The 18,197-nt window shown below is 54.4% G+C and carries 14 protein-coding genes; 2 read left to right on the top strand and 12 right to left on the bottom strand.

Annotated features, from left to right (window positions below; all coding sequences use genetic code 11):
* Positions 1 to 83 precede the first annotated feature (83 nt).
* Positions 84 to 1,799 (bottom strand): ABC transporter ATP-binding protein, encoded by a 1,716-nt coding sequence (locus ABH899_RS11310; protein WP_369996186.1) that lies wholly within the window; start codon positions 1,797 to 1,799, stop codon positions 84 to 86.
* A 602-nt stretch (positions 1,800 to 2,401) separates the two neighbouring features.
* On the opposite strand from ABH899_RS11310, the gene ABH899_RS11305 reads away from it, so the two are divergent.
* The gene (locus tag ABH899_RS11305) at positions 2,402 to 3,748 is read left to right on the top strand and encodes a lytic polysaccharide monooxygenase (protein ID WP_218230185.1); all 1,347 of its coding nucleotides are present in this window, start codon (positions 2,402 to 2,404) and stop codon (positions 3,746 to 3,748) included.
* A 181-nt stretch (positions 3,749 to 3,929) separates the two neighbouring features.
* Here ABH899_RS11305 and ABH899_RS11300 read toward each other — a convergent pair whose 3' ends face one another.
* Positions 3,930 to 4,877, bottom strand: coding sequence for a LysR family transcriptional regulator (locus tag ABH899_RS11300; protein ID WP_369996185.1), 948 nt, complete (start codon positions 4,875 to 4,877; stop codon positions 3,930 to 3,932).
* 140 nt (positions 4,878 to 5,017) lie between these two features.
* Here ABH899_RS11300 and ABH899_RS11295 point away from each other — a divergent pair, with 140 nt between their 5' ends.
* Positions 5,018 to 6,025 carry a quinone oxidoreductase family protein gene (locus ABH899_RS11295; RefSeq protein WP_369996184.1) on the top strand — a complete coding sequence of 336 codons (1,008 nt, stop codon included), beginning with the start codon at positions 5,018 to 5,020 and terminating at the stop codon, positions 6,023 to 6,025.
* 306 nt (positions 6,026 to 6,331) lie between these two features.
* Here ABH899_RS11295 and ABH899_RS11290 read toward each other — a convergent pair whose 3' ends face one another.
* From ABH899_RS11290 to ABH899_RS11245, 10 genes are all read right to left on the bottom strand, one after another.
* The gene (locus ABH899_RS11290; RefSeq protein ID WP_369996182.1) at positions 6,332 to 7,606 is read right to left on the bottom strand and encodes an alpha-L-fucosidase; all 1,275 of its coding nucleotides are present in this window, start codon (positions 7,604 to 7,606) and stop codon (positions 6,332 to 6,334) included.
* A gap of 219 nt (positions 7,607 to 7,825) precedes the next feature.
* Positions 7,826 to 8,749 (bottom strand): ROK family protein, encoded by a 924-nt coding sequence (locus tag ABH899_RS11285; RefSeq protein WP_369996493.1) that lies wholly within the window; start codon positions 8,747 to 8,749, stop codon positions 7,826 to 7,828.
* Positions 8,750 to 9,123: 374 nt separating this feature from the next.
* Positions 9,124 to 9,816: a copper homeostasis protein CutC gene (locus ABH899_RS11280; RefSeq protein ID WP_369996180.1), complete on the bottom strand. Its 693-nt coding sequence runs from the start codon at positions 9,814 to 9,816 to the stop codon at positions 9,124 to 9,126.
* The gene (locus ABH899_RS11275) at positions 9,813 to 11,453 is read right to left on the bottom strand and encodes a leucyl aminopeptidase family protein (RefSeq protein ID WP_369996179.1); all 1,641 of its coding nucleotides are present in this window, start codon (positions 11,451 to 11,453) and stop codon (positions 9,813 to 9,815) included. Before ABH899_RS11275 ends, ABH899_RS11280 begins: the two co-directional genes overlap by 4 nt.
* A gap of 17 nt (positions 11,454 to 11,470) precedes the next feature.
* Positions 11,471 to 12,457 (bottom strand): ABC transporter ATP-binding protein, encoded by a 987-nt coding sequence (locus tag ABH899_RS11270; protein WP_369996178.1) that lies wholly within the window; start codon positions 12,455 to 12,457, stop codon positions 11,471 to 11,473.
* Complete coding sequence (locus ABH899_RS11265) at positions 12,454 to 13,455, bottom strand: ABC transporter ATP-binding protein (protein ID WP_369996176.1); 1,002 nt, start codon at positions 13,453 to 13,455, stop codon at positions 12,454 to 12,456. The genes ABH899_RS11270 and ABH899_RS11265 overlap by 4 nt, the downstream gene beginning before the upstream one ends.
* Positions 13,456 to 13,469: 14 nt before the next feature.
* Positions 13,470 to 14,381 carry an ABC transporter permease subunit gene (locus tag ABH899_RS11260; protein ID WP_218230179.1) on the bottom strand — a complete coding sequence of 304 codons (912 nt, stop codon included), beginning with the start codon at positions 14,379 to 14,381 and terminating at the stop codon, positions 13,470 to 13,472.
* 12 nt (positions 14,382 to 14,393) lie between these two features.
* Entirely contained in the window at positions 14,394 to 15,320 is a 927-nt protein-coding gene (locus ABH899_RS11255; RefSeq protein WP_036740357.1) for an ABC transporter permease subunit, read from the bottom strand.
* 182 nt (positions 15,321 to 15,502) lie between these two features.
* Positions 15,503 to 17,104: a glutathione ABC transporter substrate-binding protein gene (locus ABH899_RS11250; protein ID WP_009673789.1), complete on the bottom strand. Its 1,602-nt coding sequence runs from the start codon at positions 17,102 to 17,104 to the stop codon at positions 15,503 to 15,505.
* A 72-nt stretch (positions 17,105 to 17,176) separates the two neighbouring features.
* Positions 17,177 to 18,193 carry an asparaginase gene (locus ABH899_RS11245; RefSeq protein ID WP_369996175.1) on the bottom strand — a complete coding sequence of 339 codons (1,017 nt, stop codon included), beginning with the start codon at positions 18,191 to 18,193 and terminating at the stop codon, positions 17,177 to 17,179.
* Positions 18,194 to 18,197 lie beyond the last annotated feature (4 nt).

Raw genomic sequence — 18,197 nt, 5'->3', positions numbered from 1 at the left:
GCGGCAGGGTTCCGTTCACACTCCTGCCGGGCTTCTGCCCGGCTGCTTCATGTATTGCCGCAAGGCTGCCCACACTGACCGCGTCAGACGCCGAACTGCGCTTTGTGAAGGCCGCTGTAGATGCCTCCGGCCGCGACAAGCTCCCTGTGGGAGCCTTCCTCGGCGACTCCCCGTTCGGTTACGACGATGATGCGGTCGGCGTTCTTGATCGTGGCGAGCCTGTGGGCGATAACAAGAGTCGTCCGCCCTTTCGACAGCTCGGTCAGCGATTGCTGAATCGCCAGCTCCGTGGCCGTATCCAGCGCCGAAGTCGCTTCGTCGAGAATGAGAATCGGCGGATTTTTCAGGAAGATTCTGGCGATCGCGAGACGCTGCTTCTGTCCTCCGGACAGCTTGACGCCTCTTTCGCCGATCATCGTCTCCATTCCGTCCGGCTGCTTCAGAATAAATTCTTCCAGCTGGGCCTGCCGTGCCGCTTCCCAAATTTCTTCCTCGCTCGCTCTCAGCTTTCCGTAAGCGATGTTTTGCCGGATGGTGCCTTCGAACAAGTACACATCCTGCTGCACAATTCCGATCTGGTTACGCAGAGATTCCAGCGTCATATCCCGGACATCCATGCCGTCGATGCGGATAGCGCCGCTTTTGCAGTCGTAGAACCGGGGAAGCAGACTGCAGATCGTCGTTTTGCCCGCGCCGGACGGCCCTACAAAGGCAATGGTTTCCCCGGCCCGAATGTTCAGGCTCAGCTTGTCGAGAATATTCTTCTGATCGTCGTATCCGAATGTAACCGAATCGAAGACAATGTCGCCCTTAAGCTTATCCACGCTCACCGCGTCCTTGACGTCCGCCACATCGGGTTCCGTGTCGATAATCGAGATGTACCTTTTAAACCCGGCAATGCCTTTCGGATAGCTTTCCAGCACGGCGTTGATTTTCTCGATCGGACGGAAAAACACGTTGGACAGGAGCAGGAACGCGACAAACTGGCCGTACGACAATTCGCCCTGGATGACGAAATAAGTTCCGCACAGCATAACGAAAAGCGAAACGAAGCGCATCATCATGTAGCTGATCGACATGCTTTTCGCCATCAGCTTATAGGCAAGCAGTTTCGTCTGACGATACTGCTGGTTGGTTCCTTTGAACAAATTCTTTTCGTATTCTTCGTTCGCGAATGCCTGAACTACGCGGATTCCGCTGATATTGTTTTCGACCCGGCTGTTAAATTCGGCTACATTACCGAACAGCCTTTCATACGTATGGGTCATTTTTTTGGTAAAATAGATGGCAAACCAGGCAAGCAGAGGAATGACAATAAACGTAAGCAGCGCCAGTTTCGCGTGGATCGAAAGCATGAGCAAGAAAGCCCCGATCAAGGTCATTATGGCGATGAAAACATCCTCCGGCCCATGGTGGGCAATCTCCCCGATTTCGTTCAAATCGTTAGTAATTCGGGTCATGAGGTGACCGGTCTTGTTATTGTCGAAGAACCGGAACGAGAGCTTCTGGATATGATCGAACAGTTTCTTCCTCATATCCGTTTCGATGTTTACCCCGAGCATGTGGCCCCAGTACGTGACGACGTAATTGAGGACCATGTTCAGTAAGTAAATCGCCAGAAGAGCGATGCAAGCCCAAGTGATCAGCGACCAGTCCCCGCTCGGAAGAAGTTTGTCCAGAAACAAGTTCACCGCAAGCGGAAAGCCAAGCTCAAGTAGCCCCGCGATCACGGCACAGCCGAAATCCAGAATAAACAATCCTCTGTAAGGACGGTAATAAGCAAAAAAACGTTTAAGCAATCCTATCCCTCTTTCTTTCTCTATCTTTTATCCGCGATGCACAGACCTGTCTAATATTGTAGTCCAAACTTGCCGAACAACAAAGATAAAATTCGTTTTTAACCGAACCTTCCTGCGTTCCGAGCCGTAATCTATGAATAAATTTACTAAATCTACGAAAATAAGGGTTGTCAAATTTTAGCATAGATTGTATGATACGGGTATAATCTTTCTGGATAAACGACTCTTTCTTCTCAGTCCCGGTTTTTTTTAACCTCAATCTTGTAAGCGCTTAAACCTGTTTAAGCCGCACCTCGATAATTGCCTGGTCAACCTGCCATTGACCCCGGAATGCCGGTCAACTCTGCCTGCTCCGCTTTCTGCATCTCGCACGCAAACTCTTCCAAGCTCCCGGTTTCCGCCTATTCTCTATGTATATAAGCTCCCAGGAGTTTGTATAAATCTACCTGCTATAAGGAGGGATAGCCTAGCGTTGCCCCGCGAAATTTCCGTTCTGCACGTTGCGCAAGCACAGAAAGGAGATGATCCAGGACTACCGCTGCCAGGATAATGACTTTTCAAGCCGTTCTCTTAGCATTCCCCATTAAAAGGAGGCCAATTATATGTCAACTGTTCGTATCTCCCGCTCTGTCACGACCCGGATTCTGTTTGCCGCCGGATTGTCTCTGATCCTTGCCTTCTGCATGCTTTTACTCGCTCAAAAAGCGTCCGCCCACGGCTATGTCGAATCGCCCGGCAGCCGGGCTTACCTCTGTAAGCAGGGAACCAACAAAGACTGCGGAGCTGTCGTTTATGAGCCTCAGAGCCTCGAATATGCGAAAGGCTTCCCGGCTGCGGGCCCTGCCGACGGTAAAATCGGGAGCGGAGGCGGAACTTTCCCGAAATTGGACGAGCAGTCCGCAACCCGCTGGAGCAAAGTGAACATCTCCTCCGGCACGAACACGTTCACTTGGAAGCTGACGGCCGCCCATGCGACGACAAGCTGGAAATATTACATCACCAAAGCCAACTGGGATCCGAATTCCGCACTGACCAGAAACTCTTTCGATCTGACGCCGTTCTGCTCCGTGAACTATGGCGGTAAACAGCCGCCGTTCTCTTACTCCGATACTTGTAACGTTCCGGCCAGAACAGGTTATCAGGTCATCCTGGCCGTCTGGGAAATCGCCGATACAGCGAATGCTTTCTACAACGTGATCGACGTTAATTTCGGCGGCAGCAATCCTTCCGACACAGTCGCTCCGACAGCACCGTCCGGCGCAGCCGCGTCCAACGTGACGACAACGGGCGCTACTCTGACTTGGGGCGCTTCGACGGATAACGTCGGTGTAACCGGGTATCAGATTTATAACGGTTCCACGCTCGTTACGACAACAAGCGGATCCGCTACCTCTTACAATGTAACCGGCCTCACTCCGAATACGGCTTACACTTTCACGGTGAAAGCCGTCGATGCGGCCGGCAACACTTCTCCGGCCAGCAATTCGGTTACGTTCACGACGGGATCTGCTCCTGTCGATAACCAGGCGCCAACGGCACCTGCCGGTCTGACAGCCGGAACGGCTTCTTCCTCGTCGGTTGCCCTGAGCTGGAATGCCGCCACCGATAATGTAGGCGTTACGGGTTACCGGATTTACAAGGGCACAACGCTTGCAGGCACGGTTTCGGGCTCGACGCTTACGTATACCGTGTCCGGCTTGACGCCAAGCACCGCTTATACGTTCACAGTGCGGGCGATTGACGCCGCCGGCAACGAATCCGCTAACAGCAACGCGGTTTCGGTAACGACAGCTTCCGGCCCGGCGGTTGCCGCTTGGGCGGTCAACACGGCTTACACAACAGGCAATCTCGTGACGTACAACGGCTCGACTTACGAGTGCCGTCAGCCGCACACCTCGATCGCAGGCTGGGAGCCTTCCAACGTTCCGGCGCTGTGGCAGCTGAAGTAAGCGGCTCGACCCCAAAAACCGATTTCCGGATCTTTGCCGGAAATCGGTTTTTTTTACTTGTCGATGCGCGCGATCCGTCGCTGCCTGGCAAGCGATGGTACCCTGTCGGAACTGCCGCAGCGGACGCATCCTGCCGGAACGGCCCCGGCATGTCGGCCCTGACCGGACCGTACGGTCGAATTTACGAATCCGCGGGGTGGTTGTCCGCTGGACCCGGGCCCGGGGCTGAACTCGCTCCCCGCGCTGCCGCTGCAGGATTTTCCACGACGCCTGTCCCCTCACTCCGCAAAAAATCCAGAAACCGCTTGAAGGCTTCCGTTTTAAACAAATCCTTCCGGTAAATAAACACGACGTTGATTTCCCGGAACTCCTCCGGAATGGGATGCAGGTAAACCTCCCTGGCCTGAACGATTCTGCTGATCGACGAACGGGGAAGCAGGGAGACGCCAAGCCCCGCCGAGACACCTCCGATGATGGCCTCCAGGGTACCGAACTCGATCATGTGGCGGGCCTCGACGCCTTCCTTAACCAGCAGCCGCTCGACTCTGTCGCGGTGGGAGCAGCCCGAACCGAAAAACAGCAGAGGTTTCTTCAGCAGCTCGGCAAGATCCGTTTGTTTCGGCTCTGAAATCAACACCAGTTCTTCCTCGAACGCGGGTTGGCATTTGAGCTCTTCCTGTGAGACCGGTCCGTATACGAAGGCTCCGTCCAGCTCGTAATCTTTGATTTTGCGGATAAGCTGGTGCGAATCGGAGGTGATCAGCGAAAGCTCGACCTCCGGATACAGACCGTGATACCGGGTCAGCAGCTGCGGCAGGTGGATGGCGGCCGTCGTTTCGAGAGAGCCCAGCCGGAGCGGGCCTTTCGGAATATCCGTCGCTTGGGCCGATTTCACGGCTTCTTCCAGCAGAACCACAATTTTATCGGCGTACCCAAGCAAATTTTGACCGGCCGCCGTCAGCTTCATCCCTTTGCTGGACCGGTAGAACAACTGCGTGCCCAGTTCCGTTTCGAGGAGCTGAATCCGGTTGGTCACATTGGACTGGACATAGTTCAGAATATGCGCCGCCTTGGTGATACTCCCCTCCCGGGCCACCGTACGGAATATTTTCAAATCACCGCTCTCCATCTGGACCTCCCTGACATTCCATTAGTGAAATCGATACCTTTGTTCATTTCTAATGATTTTACTTGATGACCGGCCCTGTGTAAAATTCAACGTGTCAGAACTTATTGATTCAACAAGATTTTGTACCGGAGGGATTTGTTATGAAAGCTGTTCTGCATAGAGAAAAAAGCGGAGTAGACGGACTTGTCTATTCCACAGCGGAAGACAGGCATCCCGGATACGGGGAAGTTAAAGTCAAGCTGATCGCAGCGGGTCTCAATCACCGCGATTTGTTCGTTATAAATGACCGGAATGCCGGAGACAGACCGTTAATACCCGGCTCGGACGGAGCGGGAATCGTAACGGAAATCGGAGAAGGCGTTTCCCCCGACCTTCTGAACCTGGAAGTTGCGCTGAATCCGACTTTAAACTGGAAAAAAGCGGATTCCCTGCCGGAAGATCTTCAAATCATCGGAAGTCCCTCCGACGGGACCTTTGCCGATTTTATCATCGTGCCCGCAGAGAATGCCGTCGCTAAACCTTCTCACCTCACCTGGGAGGAAGCCGCCGTTCTCGGTTTGTCCGCGTTGACCGCTTACCGCGCGTTATTTACCCGGGGCGGTCTTAAGGCGGGGCAGCACGTCGTCATCCCCGGTATCGGAGGAGGTGTCGCCACGATCGCGCTCCAGATGGCCAAGGCTGCCGGGGCCCGGGTCAGTGTCTCGTCCCGAAGCGAACACAAGCTGGAACTGGCCCGGCAGCTCGGTGCCGATTTCTGCTTTGAAAGCGGCGGAAGCTGGAAAGCCCGCTTCGAGGAAACGAAGGCGGATTTGGTGCTGGACAGCATAGGTCCCGCCACCTACCCCAACTATTTCGACATCCTTAAACCGGACGGGCGTATCGTCAGTTTCGGAGCCAGCTCGGGAGATACCGTCGAACTTCCGCTGCGCGCCCTCTTTTTTCCCCAACTGAGTGTGATCGGAACGTCCATGGGCAGCTCGGAAGAATTCCATGCGATGCTCGAATTTGTGGCGAAACACAACCTCAAACCTGTCGTACATAAAGTGTTTCCGATGCGCGACGCGGTACAGGCTTTCGCCTACATGAAGGAGGGCAAACAGTTCGGCAATCTGACCCTGATGTCAGGTGATAAAAAAGTCTGGAACTAATTTAGTTGATTTTGCTGAATTTGCCTCGTCACGTGATAAGCACGAAAAAAAGAATGTATGGAACCACTTGAAATTAATATGAAAAGAATATAGGGAACCGTAAATTTCACACCCAGACCCATCATTTCTTCCTTGCTTCTCGCATGCATCACCTCTAATACAATTATATGTATCCATAATTTGTGAATCCATATAATTATAGCTCAATCAAAGAGGATGAAAAAAAGGACACGGAATGACCTTCCGTGTCCTGCAATTCTGTTTGGCCCTATAGATTGTACTCTGTTAAAAGTTAAAGCCGCAGCCCTATCTCAGATGAAGCTCAATCACCGTATCGCTCTCATCCGGAAGCCTGGATCCGGCAAGATTAATGAAGGCGCCGTTCTCAATGTCGGAGTATTCCAGCGCCATCCATGGAACTTCTACCTTAAGTTCGGTCCCATCCCGCAGCAGTCTGGCTTTCTCAATCTTGCCCTTCAACCCTTCGAAGTAAATTGGGCCTATCCCCCGGTCATATACATGGGCATACAGCCTGTTCCCGTTCTGGGTGTAGCGGCCCCACTCGGGCTTCGGCAAATCGGCCGCCTTACAGCCATAAATGCTGACACCGTTCAGTCTCAGCCATTCCCCTACTTCGTCCAGCACCTCCAGTGTCTCCCGGTTGATCTCGCCCTTCGCATCCGGGGCCACGTTAAGCAGCAAGTTCCCGTTCTTGCTGACGCATTCGACCAGGGTACGGATCACCTGCTTGGCTGACTTGTAGTTCTTGTCCGCAGCATGATAACCCCAGTTATCGTTAAGGGTGATACACGCTTCCCAAGGGACAACTTCCCCCTTCTCATCCACGATGCCACCAGGTGGAATGATCTGCTCCGGGGAGAAGAAATCCCCGGCATATTCCTCGGGTTCTGCCGCCCGGATATTACCGCCCAAGCGGTTATCGATGATGATATCCGGCTGGATGGAACGAATCATCCGAATCAGCTCGGTCGCTCTCCATTTCTCGCCGGTCATATCATCATAGGAGAAATCGAACCACATGATGTCAATCTTGCCGTAGTTCGTGAGCAACTCCTTCACCTGACCATGCATGTAGTCCAGATATCGGTCGAAGTCGATTGGCTTGTTCTTGGCCGCTTCATTGTCCCGATCCGGGTGCGCTTTGTCCCCATATCCCGGGTAATCGTCATGATGCCAGTCGATGATCGAATAATACAGTCCGACCACAATGCCCTCCTCGCGAAAAGCGTCCACATATTCACGAACCAGGTCTCGTCCAGCCGGGGTGTTCGTCGCCTTGAAATCCGTGAGCTTGCTGTCGAACAGACAGAAGCCGTCGTGGTGCTTGGTCGTCAGCACCGCATACTTTTGTCCTGCAGCCTTGGCGGCCTTCGCCCATTTCTTCGGTTCATACCGGGATGCGTCGAACTCGTCAAAATACACTTGATACTGCTCATAACTCATCCGCTCGTTGCCTCGAATCCATTCTCCCCTGGCGGGGATGGAATATAATCCCCAGTGAATGAACATGCCGAACCGGTCCTGCAAAAACCACCGGGTCCTTTGCTCTCTTGTGCTCATGCGACAATCCCCCGTCTCCTTTGAAGTGATTCTAAATACACCCAACGGCTGAAAAGACTACTCCGGATACGGAACGTTCTTGCGATCGCTGTTGTCCCCAGATTTCTGGATTATACCGCTTAGCGGGTGAAATCCGGGACAAAGGCGAACGCTTCGCTTCTTCAGAATCGTTCCGCCCCCTCCGTTGCTTAGCATAAAGTTCATTAGTTCCCGCTTAAATCAAGTATGAAACAAAGCCGCGGCTCCGATCAGGCCGACGTCGTCCCGCAATCCCGCAGGCACGATCTCATACGTGCCGCGGTATGGCTTCATGACCAGCTTCCCGGTCTCCGCCTTAAGCGCCGGGAACAGCAGGTCGCCTGCCTTGCTTACGCCGCCGCCGATTACAATCCGGTCGGGATTGAATGTATGAATCGCGTTGGCCAAGCCCAGCGCCATGTAATGAACCGCCCGGTTCACCACTTGGGCGGCGATGGGGTCACCCTGACGGTGAGCTTCGAACACATGCTTGGCCGAGATCTCTTCACCGCTTGCAGCCGCCAGTTCTCCAATCACGGACGGGTTGCTCAGCATAAGTTCCAGCGCCGAGTTGCGGATGGCGGTTCCTGAAGCGTACATTTCCCAGCAGCCATTGTTCCCGCAGATGCATGCCGGCCCACCCGGCACAACAATGTTATGGCCCAGCTCCCCGGCAAAGGAAGTCGCGCCCAGGAGCAGCTTCCCGTCGAGGACAATGCCCGCACCGATCCCTGTACTGAACGTGATGTATACCATGTTCCCGGAGCCTTTTCCCGCACCCCGGACATACTCGCCCCATGCCGCTGCGTTCGCGTCATTAACGACCTCCACCACGACGCCAAGTGCGTCTCCCATCCACTTTTTCAGAGGGACGTTGTTCCATTCCGGCAGGTTCGTGCCCTGAAGCACGATACCGTCCTTACTGTTCACGGTCCCAGGCGAGGCTAGACCTACGCCGCATACCGGGTGTTCCATGGACACGGAATGAATCATCTCCACCATGCGCTGCACGACTTCTTCCGCTGTGCGGGCGTTCGCCGTCTCCATGCGTTCACGGTTCAATATCTCACCGTCAGCATTAAAGAGGGCTGCGGCGATCTTTGTTCCACCAAGGTCAATTCCCACAACATATTTGTCTGTTTTCTGCAAATCAATCACCTATTTTCAGATCTGTATGGATGGGACTTAAGACAACGTTCGCTCTATATTTCATGCATTTCTTCCCCGCTTTACCCGCTGCCCTGGTTGACTCAGTACTGTTGAAGCTTTCAGCTTGCTTCATCTGCTTGCCGTTGCTTCATGCAGATTTAGGAATTTCGCACGGATAACGCTTACAGTTTGCAATACCAAAGCTTGCTGTCTGCCTCCTGGAAATTACGATCTGCTTCATCAGCACTTACAATCATCAACGTAATTACCAGCGCAATCAGCCGGTTCGTCCCATTCTCAGTTGCCTTCCCTGTTCTTGCATGCAATACCTAAGCAGTTCCAGATCAAGATCAGGAATACGGAGCAAGGCTGTCAGCCAATGCCCGCAGCTGCACCGGATCAATCGGTGCAAGACCGGAACGTCCGTAACGGACCGCGGAGCCGAAATGAACTTCTGGAACTCCGGTCTGTTCGATGAAAGACCCGGCCGCTTCCGGAGTCAGGCCGTTCCCGGCAAGAATTCGAAGCGAGCGGCCTTCGGTGGCCTCAACAAGTCTGCGAATAGCAGGCATCGCCTCGGTTGCGGGCTTCAGTCCGCCCGAGGTCAGCACCCGGGTAATTTGCGGGTAACGCATTAGCGTTTGCAGGCCTGCAAGCTGATCCTCCAGTTCATCAAAAGCCCGGTGGAAGGTGATCTGCATCCCGTCCGCCCAGGGAAGCAGCACTCCCAGCGCGTTTTCATCAATCAGCCCTTCCGCCGTGAGTGCACCGACTACAATGCCTGCGGCACCAGCCGCGTTAATGGCCTGGATCTCGGCTATCATCGTCTCCAGATCAAGCTTGCTGTACACAAAGCTGCGGCTGTGCGGCCGGACCATCACATGGACCGGAATCTGCACAGCCCCTACAACCTGGCGGATCAATCCGATGCCCGGCGTCAACCCGCCTTCGGCAACGGCCGTGATCAGCTCCAGCCGATTTGCCCCATTTTCTTCAGCCCTTAACGCATCGTCAATACAGGTAGCGATGACTTCCAGGATCATATCGAACCCACCTGTTTCCGGGATTCATTTACGGGTACGTCCCCTGATACAAAGCCTGCTGCATCCCTTGCGTCATTCTTTGATGTATTCTCTGACACATCCTCTGATACGTCCTCTGTTGCATCCGTTGCTCCATTCCCTGGTGCCTTTCCCGCATCACACTTCCGAACATAATTCACCGCATAATCAGCCAGCAGTCTTGCGCCATACCCTGTCGCTCCCGCCTCTGCATAACCGACATCCTGCTTGTACTGTACCGTGCCGGCCATATCAATATGGACCCAGTTCATGGATTTGTCGACGAACCGCCGAATAAATAACGCTGCTGTGATGGCGCCGGCCAGCGTAGAGGTGCCCACGTTACGCAGGTCGGCATAATTGCTTCTCAGCTCGGATTCATAATCATCCATAAGCGGCATCGGCCACAGCCGCTCGCCATTATGCTCGCCAATCCGGGCCAGCTCGCGCGTCATATCGGCATCGCCCCATATGCCGGCGATCCCGAGTCCCAGCGCATCCCCGACATTGCCCGTTAGCGTGGCAATGTCGATCGCCTGCGCTGCGCCAAGCCCGGCCGCATGGATCAGCGCGTCTGCCAGCACGAGCCGTCCTTCTCCATCCGTATTTACAATTTGAACGGTCAAGCCGTTCGGATAAGCAATCACGGATGAAGGTAGCGTGGCGCGGGCATCCGGCAGGTTATCGGCCACGGCGATCAGGGCCGTGACCCGGACCTTGGCCTGCTGCCGGACCAGAATGTCCATCGCGCCGATGACGGCGGCCGCTCCGCCCATATCCATCCGGGCATCGCTGATGTCCCGGCCCGTCTTCGCGTTCATGCCGCCCATATCGAAGGTGATGGCTTTGCCGACCAAGGCCAGCATCGGGGCATCCGGGCAGGCTTCGTACCTCAGCTCGATTAGCGCCGGAGCGTGCTGGCTCCCGGCACCCACTGCCAGCAGGCCGTTCATGCCGCGCTCAGTTAGCTCCTGTCCCCGGTAGACATAAATATTTACCGGCCTGTCTTTGAAGAGATCCCGCGTCCATTCCACAAAAGCATCCGGGTTCAACGTACCCGGCGTCTCATTCACCCAGTCCCGGGTCAAATTTGTCGCCTCCGCCCGGTGGATGGCCGTCTGAATGACCGAATTCAGCCCGGCCGCGGACAGTTCAGGCCAATCTGCAGACCGCAGATTCAACTTCACACTGCCGCTTATTTTCGTGACATTTCTATATTTATCGAACCGGTATAATCCAAGCAGCCAGCCCTCAATCCAGGCCTGCAGCCACGCGGCCGTTGACTCTATGCTCTCACTGCCTCCAACTCCAATTACTGTGCCCGGATGTATGAGCAGCGTTGCGCTGCCCCGCCCTTCCTGCAGCAGAGTCCGTGCCGCGGCGCCCCCGGCGCGGCGAACCCGTTCCAGCGTCACGGCACAACGCTCCCCCATTCCGGCGGCGAGCACATCCGCTTCATCTGCAGAACGGGCGTACAGCCAGGTCATGGTGCCCTGCCGCTTGCGCGCTTCATTCAGCGCATAGGGAAGGGATTCCCCCGCATATACCGGATGAATGAGAACATCCGCCCGTTCAGTCATATCTAGTGTAATGTGCATGGCGATCCTTTCCTTAAGCATTGTAATAAGCCGCCTAATCAGGCTTCATTATAGAGATGGCAGGCGACCTGATGTCCGGGTTCCACTTCCCGGAACACCGGCTCCTGCTGCCTGCAAATATCCATGCAGGCCGGGCAGCGGTTATGGAACCGGCAGCCGGAAGGCGGATCAACCGGACTCGGCAAGTCCCCTTTCAGAATAATGCGCTCCCGCTTCTGATTCGGATCTGGAACCGGCACGGATGACAACAACGCCTGGGTGTACGGATGAAGCGGACGGTCATAGAGCGTGTCTTTGTCCGCCGTTTCCACCAGCGTACCCAGATACATCACACCGATACGGTCGCTAATATGCTCAACCACACTAAGATCATGGGAAATGAACAGATACGTCAGGCCATAATCCTCCTGCAGATCCTGCATCAGGTTCAGCACCTGGGACTGGATGGACACATCCAGCGCCGAGACCGGCTCATCCGCCACGATCAGGCTCGGACGTACGGACAGCGCCCGGGCAATCCCGATCCGCTGCCGCTGGCCACCGCTGAACTCATGGGCATAGCGCTCGGCATGAATGCTGCTGAGGCCTACTGTCTCCAGCAGTTCCCGGGCCAGCTTATCCCGCTCCTTCACGCTGAGCTTCGTATGGATCAGCAGCGGTTCAGACACAAGTTCCTTCACTTTCATCCGCGGATTGAGCGATGCGTATGGATCTTGAAAGACCATCTGCATATCTTTGCGCATTGGACGCATCTGGTTGTCGGAAAGGTTGCTGATATTCTGTCCGTTGAACCATACTTCACCGCTTGTTGGCTTCAGCAGCCGATTCACAAGCCGCCCGGTCGTAGACTTCCCACAGCCGCTCTCCCCGACCAGACTGAACGTCTCCCCTTTGCGTATAGCGAAGGACAGACCATCCACTGCGCGCAAGTATTTGGCCGCGCCGAACCAGCCCTTTTTCACGGCAAAAGATTTGCGCAGCCCCTTTACCTCAACCAGCGGAGTCTCTGTGTGTGACTGTATCATTGGTTGTCTCCCCCTTCCGATGTATCCATCTGCGTCAACCAGCAGCGGCTTTTGCGCTGCTCCTGTCCTTCCACAGGCAGAAGCTCCGGTTCCTGAAGGCACCGCTCCATCGCATACGCACATCGCGGCATGAATTTGCAGCCTGGAGGCATCGCACTTAAGTCAGGCACATTGCCCTGAATGGATTCCAGACGGCGAACCTTCTGGCGCAGCTTGGGAACGGATTGGATCAGGCCTTTGGTGTACGGATGCTGGGGATTTGCGAATAGCTCCTGAACCGGTGCCTCTTCCACAACCCGTCCCGCATACATAACAACCACCCGGTCACACATTTCCGCCACAACACCGAGATCGTGTGTAATCAACAGCATGCCCATCTCCTGTTCTTCCTTCAATCGCTTCATCAGGTCCAGAATCTGCGCCTGGATGGTCACATCAAGCGCCGTTGTCGGCTCATCGGCAATAAGCAGCTTCGGGCCGCACGACATGGCCATCGCAATCATCACGCGCTGCCTCATTCCGCCGGACAGCTGGTGCGGATATTCATCGGCCACGTCCTCCGCCCTTGGAATCCCGACCAGCTTCAGTGTATGAATGGCGTGCTCCCGTGCACGCTTCCGGCTGTATCCGAGATGCAGCATAATCGGCTCCTCCAATTGCCGTCCGATTCGCAGCACCGGGTTCAGGGAGGTCATCGGCTCCTGGAAGATCATCGCCAGTTCATTGCCACGGAACTTCCGCATCTCCTTCTCCTGAATCTGAGTCAGGTCGGTGCCTTCGAACCGGACTGCCCCGCCGGCAATCCTTCCCGGTGTGTCTTTGAGCAGGCGCATAATCGACAGGGAAGTCACACTTTTGCCGCAGCCGCTCTCGCCGACCAGCCCCAGCACTTCACCTCTATTGATGTGAAAATCAATGCCGGACACTGCCAGTACGCTTCCGCCATCACGTCTGAACTCTGTCTTCAACCCTTCCACTTCAAGCAGTCTGGGTGTCATGGCCCTGTCCCCCTTTAATTTTTCGTCTTGGGATCCAGCGCATCACGCAGTCCGTCCCCAACCAGGTTAAAAGCAAGTACAGCCAGAAAAATCGCTATCCCGGGAAAATACACAATGTGCGGAGCGATGCTCAAATAGTCGCGCCCCATGCTCAGCATCGCGCCCCAGTCCGGTTCGGTCGGCTTCGCCCCCATACCCAGGAAGCTCAAGGAGGATGCCGCCAGAATCGCACCGCCGATCTTCATCGTTACGTTCACGATCACACTCGGCACGGTCTGCGGAAAAATATGCTGCCATATAATGCGCACGTTCTTCGCGCCCATCGAGCGGGCTGCTTCCACAAATAATGTCTCTTTGGCGCTTAAGGTGACACTGCGGATAATCCGCGCAAATGACGGCGTGCCAAACACGGCAACGGCAATGACCACATTGGACAGTCCCGGGCCCAGAATCGCCACAATCCCGATAGCCAGCAGCAGATCCGGGAAGGAGAACAGCACATCGCTGCCCCGCATGATGAGCCGGTCGAGCCAGCCTCCGTAATATCCGCTGAGCAATCCAAGCACGGTACCCAGCACAGCCGCAATCAGCACGGAACTCAAGCTGACCGCCAAGGTCAACCTTGTTCCGTCAAGCAGACGGCTCAGGATATCCCTGCCATATTCATCGGTTCCGGCCCAATGCGCGGCCGATGGACCAGTCATGAGCGCATCATAATCCGGCACATTCGGATCATAAGGTGTAAGATGCGGACCGAAGATCGCTATAATCGTCAGAAAAATAATAAAAATGCCTGCTGCAAGCGACGCTCTCTGCTTGCAGAACTTGCTGAAGAACTCCGCTGCACGGCCTTTGGTCGGCTTCGTCACCAGGGTCACACCAGCCCCTGAGGAGTCGGCTCCCATCACCGTTGTATTGTTGTCCATCCTGTTCCCCTCCTAGCTAGACGCATACCTGATTTTCGGATTCAGCACACCGTACAGCATATCAACGATCAGATTAATAAGGATGAATTGGGTCGCAAACAGCAGGAGCAGCGCTTGAATCACGGTATAATCCCGAAAAGAAATCGAATCCACAAGCAGCCTTCCAAGACCCGGAATACTGAATACCGTCTCCACCATCACGGAGCCGCCCAGCAGGAACCCGAATTGCAGACCCGCCACAGTGACAACCTGAATCAGCGAGTTGCGCAGCGCATGGCGTCCAACCACGACGAACTCTCTAAGCCCTTTCGAACGTCCCGTCCGGATATAATCTTCCCGCATCGTCTCCAGCATGGATGAGCGGGAGAACCGGGCAAGCATGGACATAATTCCCGCTCCAAGTGTGAGGGAAGGCAAAATATAGGACTTCCAGGAATCCACTCCGCCGGTAGGGAACCAGCCGAGCTGTACCGAGAAGATCTGAATCAGCACCAGTCCCAGCCAAAAGCCTGGGATCGAGATGCCTGAAATTGCGGTCAGCATGCCCACGTAATCCGGCCACCTGTTGCGGTTAACCGCAGAGATCGTACCGATCAGCAGACCGATGATTAATGCCCAGCCCAAGCTCAAAAACGTTAAAATAAGGGTTGGCGTCAATCTGCTCATCAGCATGTCGGATACCGGCAGGCCGGACCGCAGAGAACTGCCCAGATCGCCATGCAGCAGCTTGCCCATATAATTGAAATATTGCTGCCATAGCGGCAGATCCAGCCCGAGTTGTGCCCGTATGCCGTTAATCTCCTCCAGCGTGGCTTCCTTGCCCGCGACAAGCCGGGCCGGATCGCCGGGGATTAAGTGTATGAACATGAAGACCAGCACCGATACGACAAACAGCAGCGGAATGACTCCAAGTAGTCTTTGTAGCGCGTATCTTCCCATCATGTGAGCCCCCTTCATTGAACAAGTACATAAGAGGGGCCGCTCCTCAGCTACAGACAGAAACGGCCCCTTGCTTTGCATCAACAACCCCAAGCTATTGCTTGCTTAGTGCTTCTAGCTTCTTACTTTCTGCTTCTTGCTCCCTGCTCGTATCCCCGGACTTGTTCGTCCATAAGTAACGATTACTTCACTTCCACATCACGAACGGTGATGGAGCCGTCCGGCAATACTTTTACGCCGCTCAGGCTGGCTCTCTTGCCTGAAATCACCTGATCCACACCCATGAAGGCCCATGGGGCATCAGCCCAGATTGTTTTTTGAATATCCGCATAAATGGATTTCGCTTTTTCTGGATCAGTCGCCTTGTTGGCGTCGGCAATCCATTGATCCACGTTCGGATTCTTATAGTACGCCGTATTGGCTCCTGCCGGAGGGAACATTTCGCTGCTGAACAGACCTCTTGTAGCGCCGTCTGCGTCACCGGAAGACGGGGACCAGCTTACATACCACATTTGGATCTTGGCCTGCTCTGGTGTAGCAGCGGAGTTAATCTGCTGAGACAAGGTACCGCCTTCCATCGACTTCACATCCAGCTTGATGCCAACAAGAGCCAGCTGCTGCTGAATGAACTGCATGCCTTTCATTGTCTCGGAATCATTCTCGCCCCAGATCTCGGCCGTGAAGCCATCAGGATAACCGGCTTCTGCAAGCAGGCTCTTTGCTTTCTTCACATCGTAGTCGTAACCGCTCTGCTGGGAGTAGTACTGCGTCTTGGAAGACATGGTAGAATCCAGCTTCACACCCAGACCGGATTTGACGACTTTGATGTAAGCTTCTTTGTTAATCGCATAGTTAATCGCTTGACGAACCTTCACATCATCGAACGGCTTCTTCATCGTGTTGAGTGTGACGTAACGGACAATTGTGGAATCCGTTTTATCTACCACAATATTGCTGTCCCCCTCTACTTGGGAGACTTGTTCAGTTGGCATCGGATAGATGAAATCCGCTTCCCCTGTCTTCAGCATCGCAATCCGGGAACCGTTCTCCGGTACCGGCTTGAAGGTGATGCTCTCCACCTTCGGCAGATCCTTTTGCCAGTAATCCGGGTTCTTCACCACCACAAGGCGGTCGCCCTGCACCCATTCCTTAAATTTGAAAGAACCTGTACCTACCGGATTTTTACCGATATTCTCGCCCTGCTCCTTCAGTGCTTTAGGGCTTACGATCAGGGCCATCGCCATTTTGTTCAGGAAGGCGTTATACGGTTCGCTTAAGGTGATGACTACGGTTTTGGCATCCGGAGCCTCAACTTTGCTGACTTTGGCGAAGCTCTTGCGCATCTTCAGGTTGTTCTTCTCATCACGGATTCGGTCCAGATTCACCTTAACTGCTTCGGCATTGAAATCCGTACCGTCGTGGAATTTGATGTTCTGCTTCAATGTAAACGTGTATACCAGACCGTCATCACTAATTTTGTAGGAGTCGGCCAGCACCGGAACGACCTTCATGTTCTCGTCGAAGCCCATCAGGCCTTCAACCATGGTTCTTGCTCCGGTAATCGAATGAGTATCGCTCGTGTTGTGAGGGTCCAGTGTAATAAAGTTAGCATTAATGGCAATAACAACATCTTTTTTGTTTTTGGATACGGTCTGAGTACCTTCACTCTTGCCCGTATTCGCACTTTCCTTGCCAGTTTCCGTATTACCTCCGCAACCTGCGGCAACTACAGCGAAGATCAGCAGCAGCATTAGTGTGGACCACATTTTCCCTTGAACCTTCATTCGTCTCACTCCTCAAAAGTAGTTAATATAGAATCGCTCCATGTCCGGTATGCTTACTTGCAGGATTGGAGGTTATTCCCTGGATGAAGGATTCAGTTCGAACACCGCCCGGCGTTCTCCCACTTCCGTTCCCCCGTCATTGACGATGGAATTCGGTACAAGCTTGTATAAGCGGATAATGGTCTCTTGATTGCTGTAGCCGAGGCGCTCGAGGATCGAAGCGATCATGCACGGCCACACCTGTTCGGAACCGTCGGACACCTTAAGGGAAATTCCGATTCTTTCGTTTCTCAGCCCAATGCCGTACACTCCCTTTGCGCCGCCTTTGGCCGACAGGTTCGGGTCTTTGAGAAGCTCCGAGCAGACGAACCGGGTATCCGCGATCATATCGGGGTACTCATTCATCAGCCGGGCGATCCGGGCCGCCGCCTCCCGTGTCTCCTTATCTTCAATGAGGTCCGGACAGGCCAGCTTCAGGAAGGAATAGGCGATCTTGTGCAGCGGTAGTGCAAAGATCGGCAGTCCGCAGCCGTCAATCCCTTGCGGGATCGAAGCTTCGGGAACCTCTGCAATATAAGCAAGGGTCTCCACAATCTCCTTCTGAACAGGATGCTCAGGTTCGTAATACGTCCGCTCATCCCAGCCCATATGCTTGCTCAGCGCAATAAGTCCGGTATGCTTGCCCGAGCAGTTATGGAAGATTCTCCGCTTAGGTTCGCGGTCCCGGTGGCGCTCGGCCTTCGCATCTTCATTGAGCGGATACGACTCACAGCAGTGCAGCCCTTCCTCCTTGATGCCTGTCTTCAGAAGCATGGATTCCAGCGCATCAATATGAAAGCGCTCTCCACGGTGGGATGCAGCAAACAAGGCCGCCTCCTGTCCGGTGAGTCCGCACACCTCGTCAACTTTTCTTTTCATAACCGGAAGCGCCTGGAACGGCTTGGCAGCCGACCTTAGAAACGTGAGATGTTCAGGGTCACCTGCCGAATAGAGGATTCGGCCCTTCTCATCCACGATGCTGACCGCTCCGTAATGCACGTTCTCCAGCACACCGCCGCGGTACTCCTCAACTAATGGTGTAAATCTCATCGTT

The sequence above is a fragment of the Paenibacillus sp. RC84 genome, from assembly GCF_041260495.1.
Lineage (GTDB): Bacteria > Bacillota > Bacilli > Paenibacillales > NBRC-103111 > Paenibacillus_F.
This window is presented reverse-complemented; position numbering and strand designations above follow the sequence as displayed.